The 19880-nt window shown below is 63.4% G+C and carries 13 protein-coding genes and 2 pseudogenes; 8 read left to right on the top strand and 7 right to left on the bottom strand.

Features of this window, described 5'->3' with window-relative positions; genetic code table 11:
• Positions 1-46: 46 nt before the first annotated feature.
• The 4 genes and pseudogenes from BW11_RS01800 to ftsY form a co-directional block, all read right to left on the bottom strand.
• Positions 47-1963: a nucleotidyltransferase domain-containing protein gene (locus BW11_RS01800; RefSeq protein ID WP_140444654.1), complete on the bottom strand. Its 1917-nt coding sequence runs from the start codon at positions 1961-1963 to the stop codon at positions 47-49.
• Between the two features lie 249 nt (positions 1964-2212).
• Complete coding sequence (locus tag BW11_RS01795; protein ID WP_043165676.1) at positions 2213-2551, bottom strand: P-II family nitrogen regulator; 339 nt, start codon at positions 2549-2551, stop codon at positions 2213-2215.
• A 1-nt stretch (position 2552) separates the two neighbouring features.
• Positions 2553-3839, bottom strand: coding sequence for an ammonium transporter (locus tag BW11_RS01790; RefSeq protein ID WP_140444655.1), 1287 nt, complete (start codon positions 3837-3839; stop codon positions 2553-2555).
• Positions 3840-4060: 221 nt separating this feature from the next.
• Positions 4061-5098: pseudogene (gene ftsY / locus BW11_RS01785) on the bottom strand (signal recognition particle-docking protein FtsY); the annotation flags it as partial.
• Positions 5099-6073: 975 nt separating this feature from the next.
• Here ftsY and BW11_RS01780 point away from each other — a divergent pair.
• Both BW11_RS01780 and BW11_RS01775 read left to right on the top strand, forming a co-directional pair.
• On the top strand, positions 6074-6850 hold the full coding sequence (locus tag BW11_RS01780) for a TetR/AcrR family transcriptional regulator (protein ID WP_181162475.1): 777 nt from the start codon (positions 6074-6076) through the stop codon (positions 6848-6850).
• Between the two features lie 225 nt (positions 6851-7075).
• Positions 7076-8149, top strand: coding sequence for a glycosyltransferase family 2 protein (locus tag BW11_RS01775; RefSeq protein ID WP_140444657.1), 1074 nt, complete (start codon positions 7076-7078; stop codon positions 8147-8149).
• Here BW11_RS01775 and BW11_RS01770 read toward each other — a convergent pair whose 3' ends face one another.
• A complete protein-coding gene (locus tag BW11_RS01770; RefSeq protein WP_140444658.1) occupies positions 8150-8695 on the bottom strand; it encodes a hypothetical protein in 546 nt (181 codons plus the stop codon).
• Positions 8696-9145: 450 nt separating this feature from the next.
• Between BW11_RS01770 and BW11_RS12005 the strand changes: the two are divergent.
• From BW11_RS12005 to BW11_RS01745, 6 genes and pseudogenes are all read left to right on the top strand, one after another.
• A pseudogene (locus BW11_RS12005) lies at positions 9146-9649 on the top strand (glycosyltransferase family 2 protein); the annotation flags it as partial.
• Positions 9650-10834: a glycosyltransferase gene (locus BW11_RS01765; RefSeq protein WP_308810576.1), complete on the top strand. Its 1185-nt coding sequence runs from the start codon at positions 9650-9652 to the stop codon at positions 10832-10834.
• A gap of 101 nt (positions 10835-10935) precedes the next feature.
• Complete coding sequence (glf, locus tag BW11_RS01760) at positions 10936-12114, top strand: UDP-galactopyranose mutase (RefSeq protein WP_140444660.1); 1179 nt, start codon at positions 10936-10938, stop codon at positions 12112-12114.
• A 174-nt stretch (positions 12115-12288) separates the two neighbouring features.
• Positions 12289-13320, top strand: coding sequence for a dTDP-glucose 4,6-dehydratase (gene rfbB / locus BW11_RS01755; protein WP_140444661.1), 1032 nt, complete (start codon positions 12289-12291; stop codon positions 13318-13320).
• A 78-nt stretch (positions 13321-13398) separates the two neighbouring features.
• Positions 13399-15048, top strand: a complete 1650-nt coding sequence (locus BW11_RS01750; RefSeq protein WP_258184521.1) for an RNA-binding domain-containing protein — start codon at positions 13399-13401, stop codon at positions 15046-15048.
• 134 nt (positions 15049-15182) lie between these two features.
• Positions 15183-16637, top strand: coding sequence for a bifunctional dTDP-4-dehydrorhamnose 3,5-epimerase family protein/NAD(P)-dependent oxidoreductase (locus BW11_RS01745; protein ID WP_140444663.1), 1455 nt, complete (start codon positions 15183-15185; stop codon positions 16635-16637).
• 350 nt (positions 16638-16987) lie between these two features.
• Here the strand turns inward: BW11_RS01745 and BW11_RS01740 are convergent, their stop codons facing one another.
• Both BW11_RS01740 and BW11_RS01735 read right to left on the bottom strand, forming a co-directional pair.
• The gene (locus tag BW11_RS01740; protein ID WP_181162476.1) at positions 16988-18478 is read right to left on the bottom strand and encodes a polysaccharide biosynthesis C-terminal domain-containing protein; all 1491 of its coding nucleotides are present in this window, start codon (positions 18476-18478) and stop codon (positions 16988-16990) included.
• Positions 18479-18629: 151 nt separating this feature from the next.
• On the bottom strand, positions 18630-19880 hold a 1251-nt coding region (locus BW11_RS01735), incomplete at its 5' end, for a nucleotide sugar dehydrogenase (protein WP_140444665.1).

Below are 19880 nucleotides of genomic sequence, written 5' to 3'. Positions count from 1 at the left end.
GCGGCCCACGCAGGAACCCGCGGCTCACCCGCGAACGCGCGACACGTCACATCTGCGCACGAGCCGCCATGACCATTTGGCGCGCGAGGGTCTCCCTCCACTTGCTCCAGCCGTATCGTTTGGTGATCGTCTCCTCGGGGGTCGCGCCGAGCGACGAGCCGTCGGCGCGCGTCAGATCGTAGAGCATGTCGAGCAGGACCGGATCATGATCCACGCGATCGGCGAGCTCGCGCCCCGTCGCCGGATCGTTGGGATCGCGGCCGGTCGCGAATTCGCTCAGCGTCAGGTGTTCGCGCACGAGGAACGTGACCATGCGCACGGTGTCGTCGTCGAAGCCCATGCGTCGGGCGATGACCGGCGCGTGGCGTGCGCCTTCGGCGGCATGGTCGGTGATGCCGGAGCGCTTGCCGATGTCGTGCAGGAGTCCGGCGAGCAGGAGCGCGGCGTAGTGGCGGTCGTCGTAGTGGACCGTGCCGTCGGCGGCGAGGATTTCACCGGAGTCCGCGGCTGAGCCGACGGCGGAGTTCGCCCCCTCGCCCGACCGCGCGGCGGCCGACGGGAATCCGACCTCGCGCCCCAATCGCGTCACGACCTCGATCGTGTGGCGGTCGATCGTGTAACGATGCGCGGCCGACACGGACGGGCGATTGCGGATGCCGAGCCATTCGGGCATCCATTTGCCCGGAATGTCGGCGAAATCGATCTCCTCCCACACGTCGAGCAGCGCGGGGCCGCAGGCGAGCAGATCGATGAACAGCGATCGCGACGCGTCGTCCCACCGGTTCGAATGGATCGGGCAGCGGCGCAGGTTGGTGAGCGTTCCCGGGTTGATCGGCAGGCCGTGACGTCCGGCCGCGACCGCGACGCGCAGGGCGAGCGACGCGTCGGCGGACGGGTCGACGCCGGGTGCGAGCACGACCTCATGCTCGTGTTCGGCGACGCCGGGCGCGAGGATGTCGAACTTCGGCGCCTCGCGGTGACCGCCGGCGCGCTGGGAGAACATCTGGAAGAACGCGAATCGCGGCTTCTCGTGCGTGAGCGAATGCTCGGCGCGGGAGGCGGTCGAGTCGAGCGAGAACGCGATGCGGCGGCCGATGCGCGCGAGCATCGTCTGCATGTCGTCGATCGACTTGGCCTCGCGCTCGCCGCCGGCCGGCAGGGTCGGGTCGGCGAGGCCGAGCATCGCGGCGACCTTGTCCTGATAGGGGGTGAGCAGCAGGTTCGTGTCCTTGTTGGCGACCAGGTGGATGCAGTCACGCACGTCAAGCAGGCGGTCGACGGCCTCGTCGTAGACGCCGTGCGGGCGATCGGCCAGCCAGGAGACGGCGAGCGCGGAGACGAGGACCGAATCGCGCAGACCGCCGCGTGCCTCCTTGACGTCGGGCTGGTTCAGGTATTGGAGTCGACCGAACTCGTCGAGGCGCGATTTGGCGGAGTCGAGCAGTTCGGGCAGGCGTTTGCGTGCGGCTTTGCGCCAGCGTTCGAGGATCGAATCGGAGGTTTCGCGGATGAGCGCGGTGTCGCCGGCGATCGGTTCGACGTCGAGCCAGCCCATTGCGGCGGGCAGATCATGGTCGGTGACCGATTCGCACTGCTGGCGCGTGCGGATCGAATGGTCGAGGTCGAGTCCGGAATCCCACAGCGGATACCACAGTTTGTTGGCGAGCTCGTTGAGCTGCTGGTCGTTCAACGCGTGGGGGTCGTAGATGATGACGAGGTCGAGGTCGGAGGAGGGGCCGATCTGGCCTCGGGCGAGCGAGCCGACCGCGGCGAATCCGATGCCGTGGTCGGGCACGGGGAAGCTCGTGGCGGCCGTCGCCTCGGCCCACAGGGCCTTGAGGCTCGTCATCGCAAGCTCGGTGCGGGCCTTGCGTTTGGCCGCGCCGTTACGGTACACGCCGTCGTCGTCCGGACGGCTCAGTTCCATGAATCGTTGTTTGAGACCATCCACCGCGCTGGTCATGTCTGCTGGCTCCTTCTTCGGGTTTCAGGTTCCGGGTGATTCCGCCCGGATGCCCCTGATGTGTCGATGCGTCGATGTCTCCGGAAAACTGCCGGAAAAAACTGCCGGAAAACTCCCCGATACGACGGAGTCCCCGCACGGCTCCGATAGCGGCGTGCGGGGACTCCTTGTCTATTGATGGCCCGGACCTTGGGAAAGCGAAAGCGTCCGGACGTCTGTCATGCGCCGGCAAGATACCGGCGCGTCGCGTCAGATCGCGGCGGAACCGGACTCGCCGGTACGCACGCGGGTGACGGAATCGAGCGGCGCGACCCAGACCTTGCCGTCGCCGATGGTTCCGGTGCCGGCGGCCTTGACGATCACGCCGACGAGGGTCTCGGCGTCCGCATCGTCGGACAGGACCTCGATGCGGATCTTCGGAATCAGGTCGACGGTGTACTCGGCGCCACGGTAGACCTCGGTGTGTCCGCGCTGACGGCCGTAGCCGTTGGCCTCGGAAACGGTCAGACCGTGCACGCCGGCGGCCGCGAGGGCCTCCTTGACGTCGTCGAGCTTATGGGGCTGAATGATTGCGGTGATGAGCTTCATCTCACCTCACCTCCTTGAGGACGGAGCTGGCGGTACCAGCAAAATCGTAAGCACGCTCGCCCTGATCGGCAAGATCGATGCCGCCGACCTCCTGGGCCTCGGTGACACGCCAGCCGATCGTCTTCTCCAGAGCGAAGGCGATGATCGCGGTGATGACTGCGGAGTAGACGATCGCGCACAGGGCGATGACGATCTGGACGACCAGCTGCTTCCAGTCGCCGCCGGCCAGCAGGCCGGTGCCCTCGCCGAAGAAGCCGATGAGGACGGTGCCGGTCAGACCGCCGACGCCGTGGACGCCGACGACATCGAGGGAGTCATCGTAGCCGAGCTTGAACTTGAGACCGCAGGCGAGGCAGGTCAGGATGCCGACGATCGCGCCGAGGACGATCGCCCACAGCGGGGAGACCACATCGGCGGCCGGGGTGATGCCGACCAGACCGGCGACCATACCGGAGGCCGCACCCATCGCGGTGTAGTGGCCGGTACGGATCTTCTCGGTGAAGCCCCAGGAGAGCATGGCGGCGGCAGCGGCGACGGAGGTGGAGACCCACGCGTAGCCGGCGGTGCCGTTGGCGGCGAACGCGGAACCGGCGTTGAAGCCGAACCAGCCGAACCACAGCAGGAACGCGCCGAGCATCACGAACGGAACGTTGTGAGGACGGAACGGCTGCACGGCGAAGCCCTTGCGCTTGCCGATGATCAGCACGATCACCAGCGCGGCGACTGCGGCGTTGATGTGGACGACCGTACCACCTGCGAAATCGTGGGCGGCGGCGCCGATGGCGGTGGAGATCGCGCCGGTGCCGGACAGCAGGCCCTTGTTCCAGACCATGTGCGCCAGCGGAGCGTAGTCGAACGTGATCCACAGGGCCACGAAGATCATCCACGTGCTGTACTTGACGCGCTCGGCGATGGCGCCGCAGATCAGGCCCACGGTGATCATCGCGAACGCCGCCTGGAAGGCCACGTCGACGGACACCGGATACTTGTTCGCGTTCAGGCCGGTCGTGGTGAACACGCCGTCCTGGGCGACCATCGAATCCTTCAGCAGGAAGCCGGAGGCCGGATCGCCGAAGATGCCGCCGATATCACTGCCGGCGTAGGCGATCGACCAGCCCCACAGGGTCCAGATGACCATGGTGACCGACAGGGCCGCCGCCTCGAGCATCAGCATGTTCAGCACGGCCTTCGCACGGACCATGCCACCGTAGAAGAACGCCACACCCGGCGTCATGAGGAAAACCAGGGACGCGGAAGTCAAAATCCATGCGGTGTTTCCGGAATCCATGTCTACCTCCCTCTCTTGTTCTCTCCGGCCTGTCTGCGCGCTTCGGCGGCCATGACTCATGACTTATACGTCTATACGTCACGGCCGTCGTGCGGCGGACCGGATCTCTGTTCGTTATTGCCGTCCCCTGTTCGGGGCTAACAGTTCGGTAGTGAACGCCCGGTTGGTTTTGAGTTCGTTACGTCAGGTTACGCGATTGTTAATCGAGTCAGGTCATCGGGTCAGGCGAGGATGCCGTCGACGAAGGATTCGGGGGTGAAGGGGGCGAGGTCGTCGGGGCCTTCGCCGAGGCCGACGAGCTTGACGGGGACGCCGAGCTCCTTCTGCACGGAGATCACGATGCCGCCCTTGGCGGAGCCGTCGAGCTTCGAGAGGACCACGCCGGTGATGCCGATCGCCTCGGCGAACACCTTGGCCTGGGTCATGCCGTTCTGGCCGGTGGTGGCGTCGAGGACGAGCAGGACCTCGTCGACGGGCAGGTTCTTCTCGGTGACGCGGCGGATCTTGCCGAGCTCATCCATCAGGTTGGACTTGTTCTGCAGGCGTCCGGCGGTGTCGATGATGAGGACGTCGGCGTTCATCTCCTTGGCCTTCGCGCTGGCCTCGAAGGCGACCGACGCAGGATCGGCGCCGTCCTTGTCGGAGCGCACGACCGGCACGTTCACGCGGGCGCCCCACGTCTCGAGCTGATCGGCGGCGGCGGCGCGGAACGTGTCGGCCGCGCCCATGACGACTTTCTTGTCCTCGGAGACGAACAGTCGGGCGAGCTTGCCGGCGGTCGTGGTCTTGCCGGTGCCGTTGACGCCGACCATGATGATGACGCTCGGCCTGTTCGCGCCGGGCTTGTCGGCGTTCAGGCGACGATCCATGTCACGGCCGACCAGATCGAGGAGCTTCTCCTTCAGGGCCGCACGCACCTCGTCGGGAGTCGCCTTGCCGGTGACGCGGGCGTCGGTGCGCAGATCGTCGACGAGCTGGCCGGAGGCCTCGGCGCCGACGTCGGCGAGCAGCAGCGTGTCCTCGACGTCCTCCCAGTCGGATTCGGAGAGGTTGTCCTTGGTGAGGATGTTGAACAGGGCCTTGCCGAACGGGTTGCTCGACTTGGCGAGCTTCTCCTTGAGACGGGTCAGTCGGGAGACGACCTTCTCCGGGGATTCGGACTTGGGGGTTGCCGGCTTGGGGGTTGGGACGGGAGTCGGCTGTGTGGGCTGGGGGGTTACGGGCTGGGGGGCAGGGGCCGGCTGTGCGGGCTGGGACTCGGGCCGGACGGCCGGCACCGGACGAGGCGTGGATTCGGGCTGGGACTCGGTTTCCGGAGCCGACTCATCGGCCTCGGATTCTTCGGCGGCGGGCTGGGTGGCCGCGACTGCGGAATCTTCGGAAACGGTGGATCCCTCGGTCTCCTCGGATTGATCGGCCGCCGCAGTCGACGGGCCCGTTCCGGCCGATTCCCCGTCGAAGGCGGATGTTTCGGCGGCCCGGGATTCCTGCGATTCCCGTTCCCCGGACACAGTGGAGGTGACGGCCGCCGCAGTCGATGCAGCGCGCGCGGGAGCCGATTCGGACGTATCGGAGCGTTCCGCCGCCGGCCGCTTCGCCGATGTCTCCGACGACTCCGCCGGCTCGACGGTCGTCGACTCCTTCACGGCCTTCGCGGCCTCGTCGGCCCTGCGCCGTTCCTCGTCCTGCTCTTCCCGTTCGCGGAGCTGCTCGCGCTCCTCGAAGACCTTGTCAAGATCGCGCTTGCGCGACTTGGAGAACCACACGGCGAGCAGGATCAGAACGATCGCGACTACGCCGACGCCAATCATGGCCAAAGTATTGCTATCCATGATCCCCAGTCTAATGAAGGGCGTCTATTGGGCGGTCGCCCCTGCAGGACCTGGTCAGTCCCGGTCCGGCCCCGGTCGCCCCCACCAGGCCCGACGACACCCCGTACGTTGATCGGGGGTATCTCGGTGCTAGTCACGACTTGCGTACGCCAGACACAGCTCAGCGCACGCAGATCGTGGCTTTAGCCTCCCTATCACCCGAAAACGTACGCCGAGTCGACGGCAGCGTACGAACACGGGTGATAGGGCCGATATCGCCACGAGGAACGTATGCTGATCCGGACTCAACGTACGCATTCCGGGATCAGGCCGTAATCAACCACAGAGAGCGTACGCCGCAAGGCATCCCGGTCCCGACCAAGCCGCCGACTAGACTGCGCTCATATGGTCACTTCCTCACGTATGACGTCGTATCAGCGACGGGAGCAACTCATCCGCATCGGACGGTCGCTGTTCGCGGCCAAGGGATTCGAGGCGGTGAGCGTCGAGGAGATCGCCAGTCACGCGAAGGTGTCCAAGCCGATCGTCTACGAGCATTTCGGCGGCAAGGAGGGCCTGTACGCCGTCATCGTCGATCGCGAGATGCAGGCGCTGACCTCCACGCTCACCGCCGCACTCGACGATCCGACGATGCACCCGCGGCGGATCGTCGAACGCACCGCGCTGGCGCTGCTCACCTACATCGAGGAGAACGCGGAGGGGTTCCAGGTGCTCTCGCGCGACTCGCCGAGCACCGACCCGTCCGGATCGTTCAGCTCGCTGCTGGGCGACATCTCCCTGCGCGTCGAGGACCTGCTCACGGCTGCGTTCAAACGGCAGAAGCTCTCGCCCAAGGGCGTGCCGTACTACGCGCAGATGCTCGTCGGCATGACCGTGTTCACCGGACAGTACTGGGCGGATCGGCCGAAAGTGAGCAAGGAGCAGCTGGCCGCGTACATCGTGGATCTGGCGTGGCACGGGTTGAGTCGCCTTGATTCCAAGCCGAAACTGCTGTTCGAGGGCGAGCGCGCGCGGCGGGCGGCGGAGAAGGCCGCGGCGACGACGAGGGGCACGGCGACGACCGCAACCGCGGATCCCGATGAGACCACGGAGACCACGGACGCGAATGGTGACGTAGGCGAAGAGGCGGATGCACTGGATACGACAGGTATGACAGATGCGGCGAATGCCACAACGTGATTCCTGATCGCCTTTCGGCACGTCGTGACAATTATCGTTGTCACAACTTGCCTATATCGGCGGGATGAAGAGGCCCCCGATCCCCCGATGATCAATCTCCCGACGGCCGCATCCTGTGCTGCGCGATGTGCAGAATATGTATCCTAATGCCCACCAAGTCGAATGAGTGCTAGTCTGTGGCGTTGAAAGTACCACCCGATTTGTGACGTTGAGGACCGAAACCATATGACACTACCGGCGACGACGACGGCCGACAGGACGCCCAAGACACTCACCTTCGTGGTTCCGGCCTACAACATGGAAACGTATCTGGAGCGTTGCGTGCTCTCGCTCACGGCGGCGAAACGCATCGACGATATCGAGGTGCTCGTCGTCGACGACGGGTCGAAGGACTCGACGCTGGAGGTGGCGCGTGCGTTCGAACGGCGATTCCCCGGAGTCGTCAGGGCGATCCATCAGGAGAACAAGGGGCACGGCGGCGCGGTCAATACCGGCATCGCCGCGGCCCGCGGCATGTACGTGAAGGTCGTCGACGCCGACGACTGGGTCGGACCGGAATCGCTCGAACAGGTGATGAGCGTGCTGCGCGACGAGGCCGAGAAGGGCGGCATCGACGCCGACGCCCCGATCGACATGCTCGTGACCAACTACGTGTACGACAAGGTCGGCAAGCGTCACAAGCACGAGGTCAACTTCCGTCACGCGATGAAGGCCGGCGAGCGCCTCACCTGGGATGATCTCGGGCATTTCGGACTCGCCGAATACATCCTGATGCATGCGCTGATCTTCCGCACGGCCGTCGTGCGCGAGTCAGGGATGCAGCTGCCGGAGCACACGTTCTACGTCGATTTCATCTACGCGTATCAACCGTTCCCGTGGGTGAAGTCGCTGCGATATCTGGATACGCCGTTCTACCACTACTTCATCGGACGCGACGGGCAGAGCGTGCAGACCGACGTGATGATCCGCCGCGTCGACCAGCTGATTCTGGTCAATCATCGCATGGTCGAGGCGACGCCGGAGCGCGGGACCGTGCCGGACGGCCTGTACCGGTACATGATCCACTTCCTCGCGATCGAGAGCTCGGTGGCGAGCGTGTTCCTGATTCTCTCGCGCGACTCGGAGAACTACGCGAAGAAGAAGCAGCTGTGGTCCGACATCCGCGATCATTCGTCGTCGATCTATCGGGATGTGCGACGCAAGCCGATGTCTCGGGCGCTGAACCTGCACGGCTCGGCCGGACGATTCGTGATCCGCTGGGGGTATCGCGTGGCCGAGCGCGTGGTCGGGTTCAACTAATCACTCGGCGGTGCCGGTCAGTGCCTCGTTGGAGGCGATCGCGGCCTTGGCGGCGGCGTCGAGGCCGCTCGTGGCGCCGCGCAGGTTGTCGGCATAGTCACGGATGGCCTGCGTGGCGTCGTCGACCTCCTGCTGGGAGCCGTCGGCCGGGCAGGTGGGAGCGTCGCCGAGCTTGTCGACCTCGGCCTGCGCGGTCTTGAGGTCATCCAGCAGGGAGGCGTCCTCGACGTCCTTCGCGGTGAGCTTGGCGGCTTCGTCGGCCGATTCCTGCGTGGTCTTCAGCGCCTCCTGATGAGCCTTCAGGGCCTCGACCTGCAGCTGGCAGTTCTCGACGGATTCGGCGCTGGCCTTGTCGCCGCCGTTGATCAGCATGAACGTGACGACCGCAATCACGACCACCACGATCGCGACGATGATGCCGATGATCGGGTCCTTCCTCGACTGCTTGGCGGCGGGGGTGGCGGTTTCGGCGTTCTTCGCGTTCTCGGCGACGCCGGTGGCTTCGGTAATGTTCTCGTTCTTCTGCTCGCTCTGCTCGCTCGTCATAGCGTATGCACTCCTTCGTTTCTTTTATCGCCCTTCGCACAGGGAAACCCGCAATAGACTACTCATTCCGGATAGCACCGCAACCATCGCTCACCACGCGGAATGAAACTGTCCGCAAATTCAGGACCGCGCCCCGCCAAGCCCCGCCAAGATGGTTTGCCGAGATGGTTGCCGCATATTCCATTCAGACACCGCGGCACCGAACATGCGGGGGCGCCTAGGACTAATAGCCCGCAGAGGGCACTGCACAAACACGACCGGGGGGCAAAATCGAACAAATCGTGAAGTTCGTATGAAGGCGTCATGGAGTTATTGGGATGGATTCGAACATTTTGGGGTGGCGGGGCTGCGGGGAGGATAGGTTATGAGTCGCTGTAGTTGGAATCATTGCTGGAATCTGGAATCGTCGCAGTCGGAAGTCACCGTCGGGAAGGAAGTCTGAGGGAATATATGCCGCAAGAGCCTCTGCAACCGTACGCATCGCCGAGTCCCGAGTCCCCGCTTTCGGCGGAGGCGGGGGTTCAGAGTGGACCGTCGGTCGACGCGATTCCGACCACACCGCCGCAGGCCACGGCCGACGCGGCGGAGGCACCGGCCGTCTCGGCCACACCGGCCACACCGGCCACACCGGCCACACCGGCCGCGATCGAACCGTCGTATGCGCCGACGGGCGAGGAACGCGCCGCGCGCCGGGCGGATCGCGCCAATCGAGCGCACCGGGTGATGCCGAAGTTCGTGGCCGCGGACGATGAGTCCCAATCCCCCGTCTCGCCGCTGGTGTCGGTGATCGTGACCGTGCACGACGCGGCGGAGACCGTGCGATACTGCGTCGATTCGATCCTGCGCCAGTCGTACGCGAATCTCGAGGTGATTCTGGTCGACGACGGGTCGAACGACGACGGTCCCGTGATTCTCGACGAGTATGCGCGTCGCGACGGCCGTGTGAAGACGATCATGCTGAGCGATCTCAATGCGTCGAACGGCGACGGAGAGCGGGACAGCAAAAGCAGCAAGCCGGACGCGGAGCCCGATCGCGGAGATATGGGTCCCGGGAATAGAGACACGGATCCCGCGAGCGAAGGCATAGATTCCGAGAACGAGGGCACGGATCCCGGAAGAGGGACGGAGTCCGACGCGCATGACACGACGACCCCCGTCGACGCCGACCATGATGATGCCGACCACGTAGGCGACGATGCCGCTGCGATCGATGCGATCGGCAAAGCGACCGATGATGACGTGACCGATGATGCAATCGACGCGATTGACGACGCTGCGGCTGAGAACGGCGACGTCGCGGCGCGGGCGAGGAACGCCGGACTGGATGCGGCGCACGGCGAGTACGTGGCGTTCGTGGGCAGCGACGGAGTGCTGGATCGCCGCGCCATCGAACTGCTGCTGCACGCGCTGATCAAGACCGGTGCGGATATGGCCAAGTCGCGCTGGGAGCGGTTCACGCCCGACCAGCTGTATGCGGTGTCCGAGGTGTCGGCCGAGGGCGCGCGCGAGCCGGAGTCGGTGACGGTGTTCACCGACGCGCTCGAGGCGTATCAGAGCGTGTTCCTGAAGAGCGTGCGCGTGCTCGGCGACGAGTTCGGGCACAACACGGAGGCGCGGTATCTGAACGACGAGGACTGGGGACGACTGTATCGCGCATCGGTGTGGGACGACGTGCGACTGCCGGAGAGCATCTACTCGCCGGAGCTGCTGGCCGCGGGAGAGCTGTATTCGCGGATGAGCAAGGTCGCGGACATGGATGTCGTGCTGTACCGGGTGCTGGACGGCGATGCGGATGAGCGTCGGCGATTCCGCTACTATCACGACCGGTTCACGGCGGGGACGGCGAACTTCCGGTTCGCGTTCGACAAGGGGATCCTGCCCGCCCGCAGCTACTACACGATGGTGACCGCGTACGAACAGGCGAAATCCGCGCCCGATTTCGACGTGCCGGAGCATCAGGAGCAGTTCGCGCTCGACACGGCCGAACTGGAGGAGCTGCGCGGCAAGCTGACGCTCGCGCAGCGCATGCAGTGCATGGGCGCGCGAAGGATGCGACTGTTCGAGGAGAGCGTCAAGCGGATCCTGCCCGCGTCGCTGGCCAAGCCGACGTACTCGCCGGACGGCGGGGAGCTGGCGTGAGAAGACGCAAAGCGGGACTGAGAGGTAGTCTAATCGAGGATGGATGTCACGTGCATGCGGCGCAAGTGCGTCCACATGCACCTGAGCAGTAAGGAATATTGATGGCGGAAAACACGCAATACCCGGATCTGGTGATCGTAGGCGCGGGCCTGTTCGGCCTGACCATCGCCCAGCAGGCGGTGGAGCACGCGGGCGCGCGAGTGCACATCATCGACGTGCGCGATCACATCGGCGGCAACGCGTACTCGTACTTCGACAAGGAGACGGGCGCGGAGATCCACAAGTACGGCGCGCACCTGTTCCACACGTCGAACGAGCGCGTGTGGAAGTACGTGAATCGATTCACCGAGTTCACGAACTATGTGCATCGCGTGTACGCCACGCATGACGGCGAGGTCTACCCGCTGCCGATCAACTTGGGCACGATCAACCAGTTCTTCCGCGCGCACTACACGCCCGCCGAAGCGAAGTCGCTGATCCAGGAGCAGGCGGGCGAGCTGGCCGGTTCCGATCCGCAGAACCTCAACGACAAGGGCATCCAGCTGATCGGTCGCCCGCTGTACGAGGCGTTCATCAAGAACTACACGGCCAAGCAGTGGCAGACCGATCCGGCCGAACTGCCGGCGTCGATCATCAAGCGACTGCCGGTGCGCTTCAACTACGACAATCGCTACTTCAAGGACACTTGGGAGGGCCTGCCGAAGGACGGCTACACCGCATGGTTCGAGAAGATGATCGACGATCCCCGCATCACGGTGGAGCTCGGGGTCGACTTCTTCGACGAGATGCAGCCGTACAACAAGAAGGCGCTGCGCGAGGCCGGCGTGCCGGTCGTGTACACCGGTCCGGTCGACCGCTACTTCGACTACGAGCTCGGCGACCTCAAGTGGCGCACGGTCGACTTCAAGGAGGTCCGCTACGACGAGGACGACCACTTCGGCTGCCCGGTCATGAACTTCTCCGATGCGGACGTGCCGTACACCCGCTCAATCGAGTTCAAGAACTTCAACCCGGAGCGCGCCGCGTCGTACACGCCCGGCAAGACCGTGGTGTGGGAGGAGTACTCGCGATTCGCCGAGCGCGGCGACGAGCCGTACTACCCGATCAACACCGACGAGGACAAGGCCCTGTACGCGCAGTACGCCGCGAAGGCCGCCGCTGAGCCGAAGACCGTGTTCGGTGGTCGCCTCGGCACGTACAAGTACTACGACATGCACAACGTCATCGACACGGCGCTGACCGCGTACGAGGAGCAGGTGGCGCCGCTGCTCGTTAAGTGACGCGGCGCGGTTCGATAAAAACCGCTTCGATTGCATGTGATATGAACTGCTTGGGCTGTTCGATCGTTTCCCGATCGGACAGCCCTTTTTCATCGGTAAGGATGGGCTGAGGAATAGGATTGCCCCGGAATGATCGCACCCACTGCGGAAGGCCGGCTTGTACACTTTTGGGGTATGGCTGAAGATTCTGGCGAGGTGTTTACTCCTCATAACATCATTGTGACCGGTGGCTGTGGGTTCATCGGTTCGAACTTCGTGCACTACGTGTACAACAACCATCCGGACGTGCACGTCACGGTCCTGGACGCGCTCACCTATGCGGGCAACCTTGAAAACATCAAGTCCATTCTGGGTGACCGAGTGGAGTTCGTGCACGGGAACATCTGCGACGCGGAGCTGCTCGACAAGCTGGTGCCGGGGCATGACGCGATCGTGCACTACGCGGCCGAGTCGCACAACGACAACTCGATCGCGAACCCGGAGCCGTTCCTGAAGACGAACGTGGAGGGCACGTTCCGCCTGTTGGAGGCCGTGCGCAAGTACGGGATCCGCTATCATCACGTGAGCACGGACGAGGTGTACGGCGATCTCGCGCTGGACGATCCGGCGAAGTTCACCGAGGAGACCCCGTATCATCCGTCCTCCCCGTATTCGTCGACGAAGGCGTCGTCGGATCTGCTAGTGCGTGCGTGGCATCGCACGTTCGGGATCCGCGCGACGATCTCGAACTGCTCGAACAACTATGGTCCGTACCAGCATGTGGAGAAGTTCATCCCGCGTCAGATCACGAACATCCTCGACGGCCTTAGACCGAAGTTGTACGGCAACGGGTCGAACGTGCGCGACTGGATCCACACGGACGACCATTCGACGGGCGTGTGGACGATCCTGACGAAGGGCCGGATCGGTGAGACGTATCTGATCGGCGCGAACGGCGAGCGGAACAACCTGACGGTGCTGCGCGACATCCTGACCGTGATGGGCAAGGATCCGGACGATTTCGACTGGGTCAAGGACCGTCCGGGTCATGACCGCCGGTACGCGATCGACTCGACGAAGCTGCGCACCGAGCTCGGCTGGCAGCCCGTGCACACGGACTTCCAGAAGGGCCTCGAGCAGACCATCAAGTGGTACACGGACAACCGCGCCTGGTGGGAGCCGGCCAAGGCCGCCACCGAAGCCAAGTACAAGCAGCAGGGACAGTGATCTGATTCGATCTGTCGCAGCGGATGGCGCTGACATGACGTGGAGGTGAGCATGGCGTCATACTCTCAGGATGAGCTTATGTCGATTCTGAGCAGACTGATCTCGGGATGGGAGAACGAGGTCGTCGAGTTCAAGGAGGCCAATGAGAATTACTCCACGCAGGATATCGGCAAATACTTCTCGGCGTTGTCCAATGAGGCGAATCTGCGTCAAGCCGAGTCGGCTTGGCTGATATTCGGGGTGAAGAACAAGACCCACGCAATCGTGGGCACATTCTACGGGCGGAATCCCGAACGGCTGCAGCAGCTGAAAATGCAGATTACGAGGGATACCGAGCCGCGTTCCTCTTTTCGGGAGATTCATGAGCTCGACACGCCTGAGGGTCGTGTGCTCATGTTCGAGATTCCCCCGGCGCCGATAGGCATGCCCGTCTCATGGCAGGGGTACTTCCATGGTCGCAGCGGCGAGAGTCTGGTCGCTCTGAGCATCAACAAGCTGGACGCCATCCGCGGTGAGAGCTCGCTGAACGATTGGAGCGCCCAGACGGTTCCCGACGCATCATTGGGTGATCTGGATCCCGAGGCGGTCCAGTATGCCAGAGAGTCGTTCCTCAAGGCGCATGCGAATCGGTTCGATCCCGAGGAGGTCTCGGGATGGAGCGACCGGGAGTTCCTGAATCGCGCTCATGTGACGCGTGATGGAGCGATCACGCGTGCCGCGTTACTGCTCCTCGGCAAAGAGGAATCGGTGGACAAACTGCCCGCCGGTATGTACGAGATGACCTGGAAGCTCGTCGGACAGGAGAGCGCCTACGAGCATTTCGGTCTTCCGTTCATGCTGACCACCACCCGACTGTACAGTCGTATCCGCAATATCCAGATTCGTCTGCTTCCTCCTGGAACTCTTCTGCAGCAGGAAGTCTCGAAATACGACGAGCAATCGGTGCTTGAGGCGTTGCATAACTGCATCGCCCATCAGGATTACCGCCGCCCTGCTCGAATTCTGGTTACGGAGCATCCGGACAGACTCACGTTCGATAGCTGCGGTTCGTTCTTCGAGGGCACTCCGGACGATTACGTATTGGGGGACAAGTCTCCCGATCGTTATCGCAATCCGTTCCTCGTCCGCGCCATGAGCGAGCTGTACATGATCGACCGCATGGGATACGGCATCAAACGCATGAACGAGGTGCAGGCGAAACGGTATCTGCCGTTGCCGGACTACGATCTGAGCGACCCCGAGAAGGTCCGTCTCACCATGTACGGCGGGGTGGTCGATCCGGAGTACACCCGTCTGCTGCTGAGCAATACGGATCTGCCGTTGTCTGATGTTCTGGCGCTGGACCGCGTGCAGAAGCATATGGCGATTCCCAATGCTGCGGCCAATCGATTGCGCCGTCGAGGGCTGATCGAAGGCCGCAAACCTCATCTTCGTGTGGCTCCCGTAGTCGCGTCCGCCACGGATACCAAGGCGGATTTCATACGCGCGCACAGTCAGGATGATATGTTCTATCGACGGCTTGTGGAACAGTATTTGAAGACCTTCGGCACGGCGACGCGTTCTGACATCAACGAGCTTTTGATCCCGAAGTTCGGCGAGGACCTGTCGGATAGTGAAAAACAACGCAAGATTGATAATCTGCTTACCGCAATGAGGCGAGACGGTGTCATTGCCAACATCGGGTCACGCAGATATTCGAAATGGCGGATTGCCGGGCAAAGCGGATAGGCTTGCTTTCTGCTGCTTTCTACGGAATGCAGAAAGCAGCAGAAAGCAGCTAGGCCACTTGAAGAGAGAAACGTTGAAATTGCAGCATTCTTATTTCTCCTGACGGGAAACGGGGAAGAAAGGAACCATGGATCATGGGTTTTGAGTTTGAGAAGGAATTGAAGGTCACGGAGACGAATATTCCGGGCCTGTTGGTGTTTGATCTGCCGGTGCACGGGGATAATCGTGGCTGGTTCAAGGAGAACTGGCAGCGTGCGAAGATGACCGCGCTGGGTCTGCCGGATTTCGGGCCAGTGCAGAACAACATCTCGTTCAACGCGACGAAGGGCGTGACGCGCGGCATTCATGCGGAGCCGTGGGACAAGTACATCAGCATCGCGGCCGGTGAGATCTTCGGCGCGTGGGTGGATCTGCGTCCGGGTGAGAGCTTCGGTCAGGTGTATACGACGCGGTTGGATCCGTCGCGTGCGATCTATGTGCCGCGTGGCGTGGGCAACAGCTTCCAGGCGCTTGAGGACGGCACGGTGTACACGTATCTGGTGAACGCGCACTGGAGTCTGGAGCAGAAGAAGACGTACACGTTCGTGAACCTCGCCGACCCGACGCTCAACATCCAGTGGCCGATCCCCCTGGCGGAGAGCGAGCGCAGCGAGGCGGACCTGCATCATCCGATGCTTAAGGATGCGAAGCCGATGGCGCCGAAGCGAACGCTGGTGACGGGCTGCAACGGGCAGTTGGGTCATGCGATCCGCGCGTACGCTGAAGCCCATCATCTGGAGGGCTTCGAGTATACGGATATCGACACGTTCGACTTCTCCGACCCGACGGCCTACGAACGGTTCGACTGGAGCCTGTACGGGACGATCATCAACGCGGGCGCGTATACGGCCGTGGACAGGGCCGAGACCGAGGAGGGCCGCCCGGTCGCGTGGAAGGCGAACGCGGCCGGTCCGGCCCTGCTGGCGCGTGTGGCCGCGGAGCATCACATCACGCTCGTGCACATCAGCTCGGACTATGTGTTCGACGGGACGCGCGAGGAGCATACGGAGTCGGAGGCGTTCGCGCCGCTGGGCGTGTACGGGCAGACCAAGGCCGCGGGCGACATCGCGGTGGCCAACGCGCCGGAGCATTACATCCTGCGTTCGAGCTGGGTGATCGGCGAGGGCCACAACTTCGTCAAGACCATGATGGCGCTCTCGAACCGTGTGGCCGACCCCGCGGATGCGCTGGACCATGTCACCGTGGTCAACGACCAGTTCGGGCGTCTGACGTTCACGAAGGACATGGCCGAGGCGATCTTCCACCTGCTCGACTCCCACGCCCCGTACGGCACGTACAACCTCACCGGAAGCGGCACGGTCAGGTCCTGGGCAGAGATCGCCGCGGCCGTGTTCGAGCAGACGAACGGCAACGGCGACAGGGTCCAGCCGATCTCGACCGCCGAGTACTTCGCCAACGCGAAGAACCCCGTAAGCCCGCGGCCGGTCCACAGCGCGCTCGACCTGACCAAAATCGAAGCGGCCGGATACACGCCCGCCGACTGGGAGACCAGCCTCAGGGAGTACGTCGCCCGGGAACTCGGGAAGTAAGCGCCAACTTTCACGAGAGAAAGCGCCGTTTTGGTTACTTTCCGCGTTACAAGGGGTACATTTCCTTCGTCGCGGACATCTATCTCGCTTATGAGGGGTACATACCTCAGGTATACAGGTTCGGGAACCGCATAATGGTCACACAGTCAAGCGGTTTCCGAGCCTTTGTACTTGGCACACGTACCCCTCGTAACGCGGATAGATGTCCGCAAAAGGGCGAAAGTACCCCTCGTAACAGAGTTAGAACCCGCGGAATAAGGGAACAAGCATTACGCCAGAAAAAAGCGAAGGCACGGTCTCGAATATCTCGAACCATGTCGAATGACATCGTTGTCTCCAGCACTCACACGCTACCTGCCCAATGCCCTGAGCTGGCTCACGGTGATGACCTTGGTGACGAAGAGCACGGCGAGGTAGGCGACGTAGATGAGCGCATACGCCGCGGCGAGCGCGAGCAGCTCGAGGCCCTTGCCGGCGACTCCCGTACCAAGAACACCGCCGAAATACGTGAAACCAAGCCGCACGACCAGCCACAAGACCACATTCGCCCCGAGCACGATCCACGTGCGGCGCAGCATCACGCGGCCGACCTTCTGGCGCACGCGCAGGAACGTGACCAGCATCGCGAGGCCCGTGCAGGTCACGCTGGCGACGGCGATGCCCGTGATGCCGAACGCCCTAGCGGCGATGATGAACACGGGGATCACGACCACGAGCGACACGATGGACAGTATGTCGGAGAATCGGCTGGAGCCGAACGAGTTCAGCACCATGTTGAGGATCACCGTGATCCCCATGAAGAAGTTCGAGAACGCGAGACATGACAATGCCGTCGAGGCCACGTCGAACGAGGGACCGTAGAAGGCGGTCAGCAGGTTCGAGCTGCTCGCCGAGACGACCGCGCAGATCGGCAGGATGAACACGAACGCCACGAGCAGCAGGTCCGCGGTGCGCGAGACGGCCTCGCTGCGCCGCCCCTCCCCCACCAGCTTCGCGACCACGGGCAGGATGATCGTGGAGAACGCCTGCAGCAGGTAGTAGGCGATTTTGCCGAAGTTCATCGCGCCGGTGTAGTAGCCGGCCATCGACGCGGGTTCGACGACCGCTTTGACGATCAGGGTATCGACGCTCAGCACGAGCGAGACCATGATGAAGAAGAACGAGAAGCTCAGCGTGTGCGTGGCGACGTAGCGGAACGGGATGCGCTCCGGCGTCCGTCGGTCTCCGTCGAGCGCTTGTAGTTCCCGCAGCTCCCCGCGCCGTGCGAACAGCAGCGCGCAGCCGAGCAGGATCGTCAGGACCACGGCGAGCAGGAAGCCGATTTCGACGCCGATGACCGGGTCGCTGCGGAACACGAAGATGATGAGCGGGATCACGCCGAGTTTGGCGATCGGGTAGAACGTGCTCAGCAGCGCGCTCGTGCCGAATCGCTGCAGTCCGTCGTTGACGCCAAGCAGGACGGTCTGCAGCCCGTTGACGACGACGAGGAACGCGGCGATGCGGAAGTAGCGATCAAGTGAGGCATCGTTGAGGACGATGCCGAACAGGGGCGCGCCGAGGAAGTTCACGCAGAAGAAGAACGCGACGACGATCATCTGGAAGGCGAGCGTCTTGCCGACGACGTCGCGGAACGCGTAGCGGCGACGGGAGATCTCGCTGGCAACGGACTGTCGGGCGCCGTTCGAGACGAACATGTATTCGAAGTCGAGGACCGTGATGATCGTGCCGACCACACCGTAGGCGGCCGGCGGCATCGTGTTGCCGAGGAAGAAGTGCAGCGCGTATCCGCTGACGAAGAACACGATGTTGCTGATCAGGTTCAGCAGGAGACCTCGGCGCATATGCCCTCCGAATACAAGTGATGGTGGCGTATCGCGGATACGATACGCCACCATCGGAACAACCCCATTTTGGCTCCCCTTGTCAGGGGAGCTGGCCCGCGAAGCGGGACTGAGGGGTAGTCAGGCGAGGAGTATTTCAGGCAAGCCCCGCTCAGTCGCGGCGGAACAGGTCGCGCGTGAACACCTTTTCGCCGACGTCCTTGAGGTCGTCGTTCCAGCGGTTCGCGACGATCACGGTGGATTCGGCCTTGAATGCGGCCAGATCGTGGGTGACCTTGGAGCCGAAGAAGTCAGGCGCGTCGAGCGTGGGCTCGTAGACGACGACGGTGAGACCCTTGGCCTTGAGTCGCTTCATCACGCCCTGGATGGCGGACTGGCGGAAGTTGTCGGATCCGGACTTCATGGTGAGGCGGTAGATGCCGATGACCGGGTTCGTGGCGCCGGATTCCTCGACGCGTTCGAGGATCTCGTCGGCGATGAAGTCCTTGCGCGTACGGTTGGCGTCGACGATCGCCTCGATGAGGTTCTGCGGCACCTTGTCGTAGTTGGCGAGCAGCTGCTTGGTGTCCTTGGGCAGGCAGTAGCCGCCGTAGCCGAAGCTCGGGTTGTTGTAGTCGTTACGAATGCGCGGGTCGAGGCACACGCCGCTGATGATCGACTTCGTATCGAGGTCGCGCGATTCCGCGTACGTGTCGAGCTCGTTGAAGTAGGCGACGCGCAGGGCCAGGTACGTGTTGGCGAACAGTTTGATCGCCTCGGCCTCGGTCAGCCCGACGACGAGCTCGGGGATGCCGGTCGATCCGTCCGGGTTGACGCGGGCCGCCTCCTCGGGTGCGGCGCCGGCCGCGAGGAGCCCAACGAAGGTGTGGGCGGCGGCGACGGCCTCGGGATCGTCCTGCGGGGCGCCGGCGACGATGCGGCTCGGGTGCAGGTTGTCGTAGAGGGCGTGGCCCTCGCGCAGGAACTCCGGGGAGAAGAGGATGCGGTTGTCGTTCAAACGCTCGTGGAGTTTCTTCGTGTAGCCGACCGGGATCGTGGACTTGATGACGATCCACGCATCCGGCGCGTACGTGCGCACGGCCTTGATCGCGGCCTCGACGCTGGAGGTGTCGAAGTAGTTCTTCTTCGGATCGTAGTTGGTCGGCGTGGCGATGATCGCGTATTCGGCGCCCGTGTACGCCTGCTCGGGGTCAAGCGTGGCGTGGAAGTCAAGAGGACGCTGGCCGGACGCGTTCTCGTCGAGGAAGTCGGTGATCTCCCTGTCGACGATCGGGCTCTTGGCGTTGTTGAGCAGCTCCACCTTCTCCGGGATGATGTCGAGCGCGTGGACCTCGTTGTGCTGCGAGAGCAGCAGCGCCACGGACAGTCCTACGTAACCGGTACCTGCAACCGCGATTTTCAT

Origin of the sequence: Bifidobacterium sp. UTCIF-38 (assembly GCF_006454495.1) — a bacterium.
Classification (GTDB): Bacteria; Actinomycetota; Actinomycetes; order Actinomycetales; family Bifidobacteriaceae; genus Bifidobacterium; species Bifidobacterium callitrichos.
Note: the sequence above shows the minus strand (reverse complement) of the source record. Positions and strands in the feature narration are given on the sequence as shown.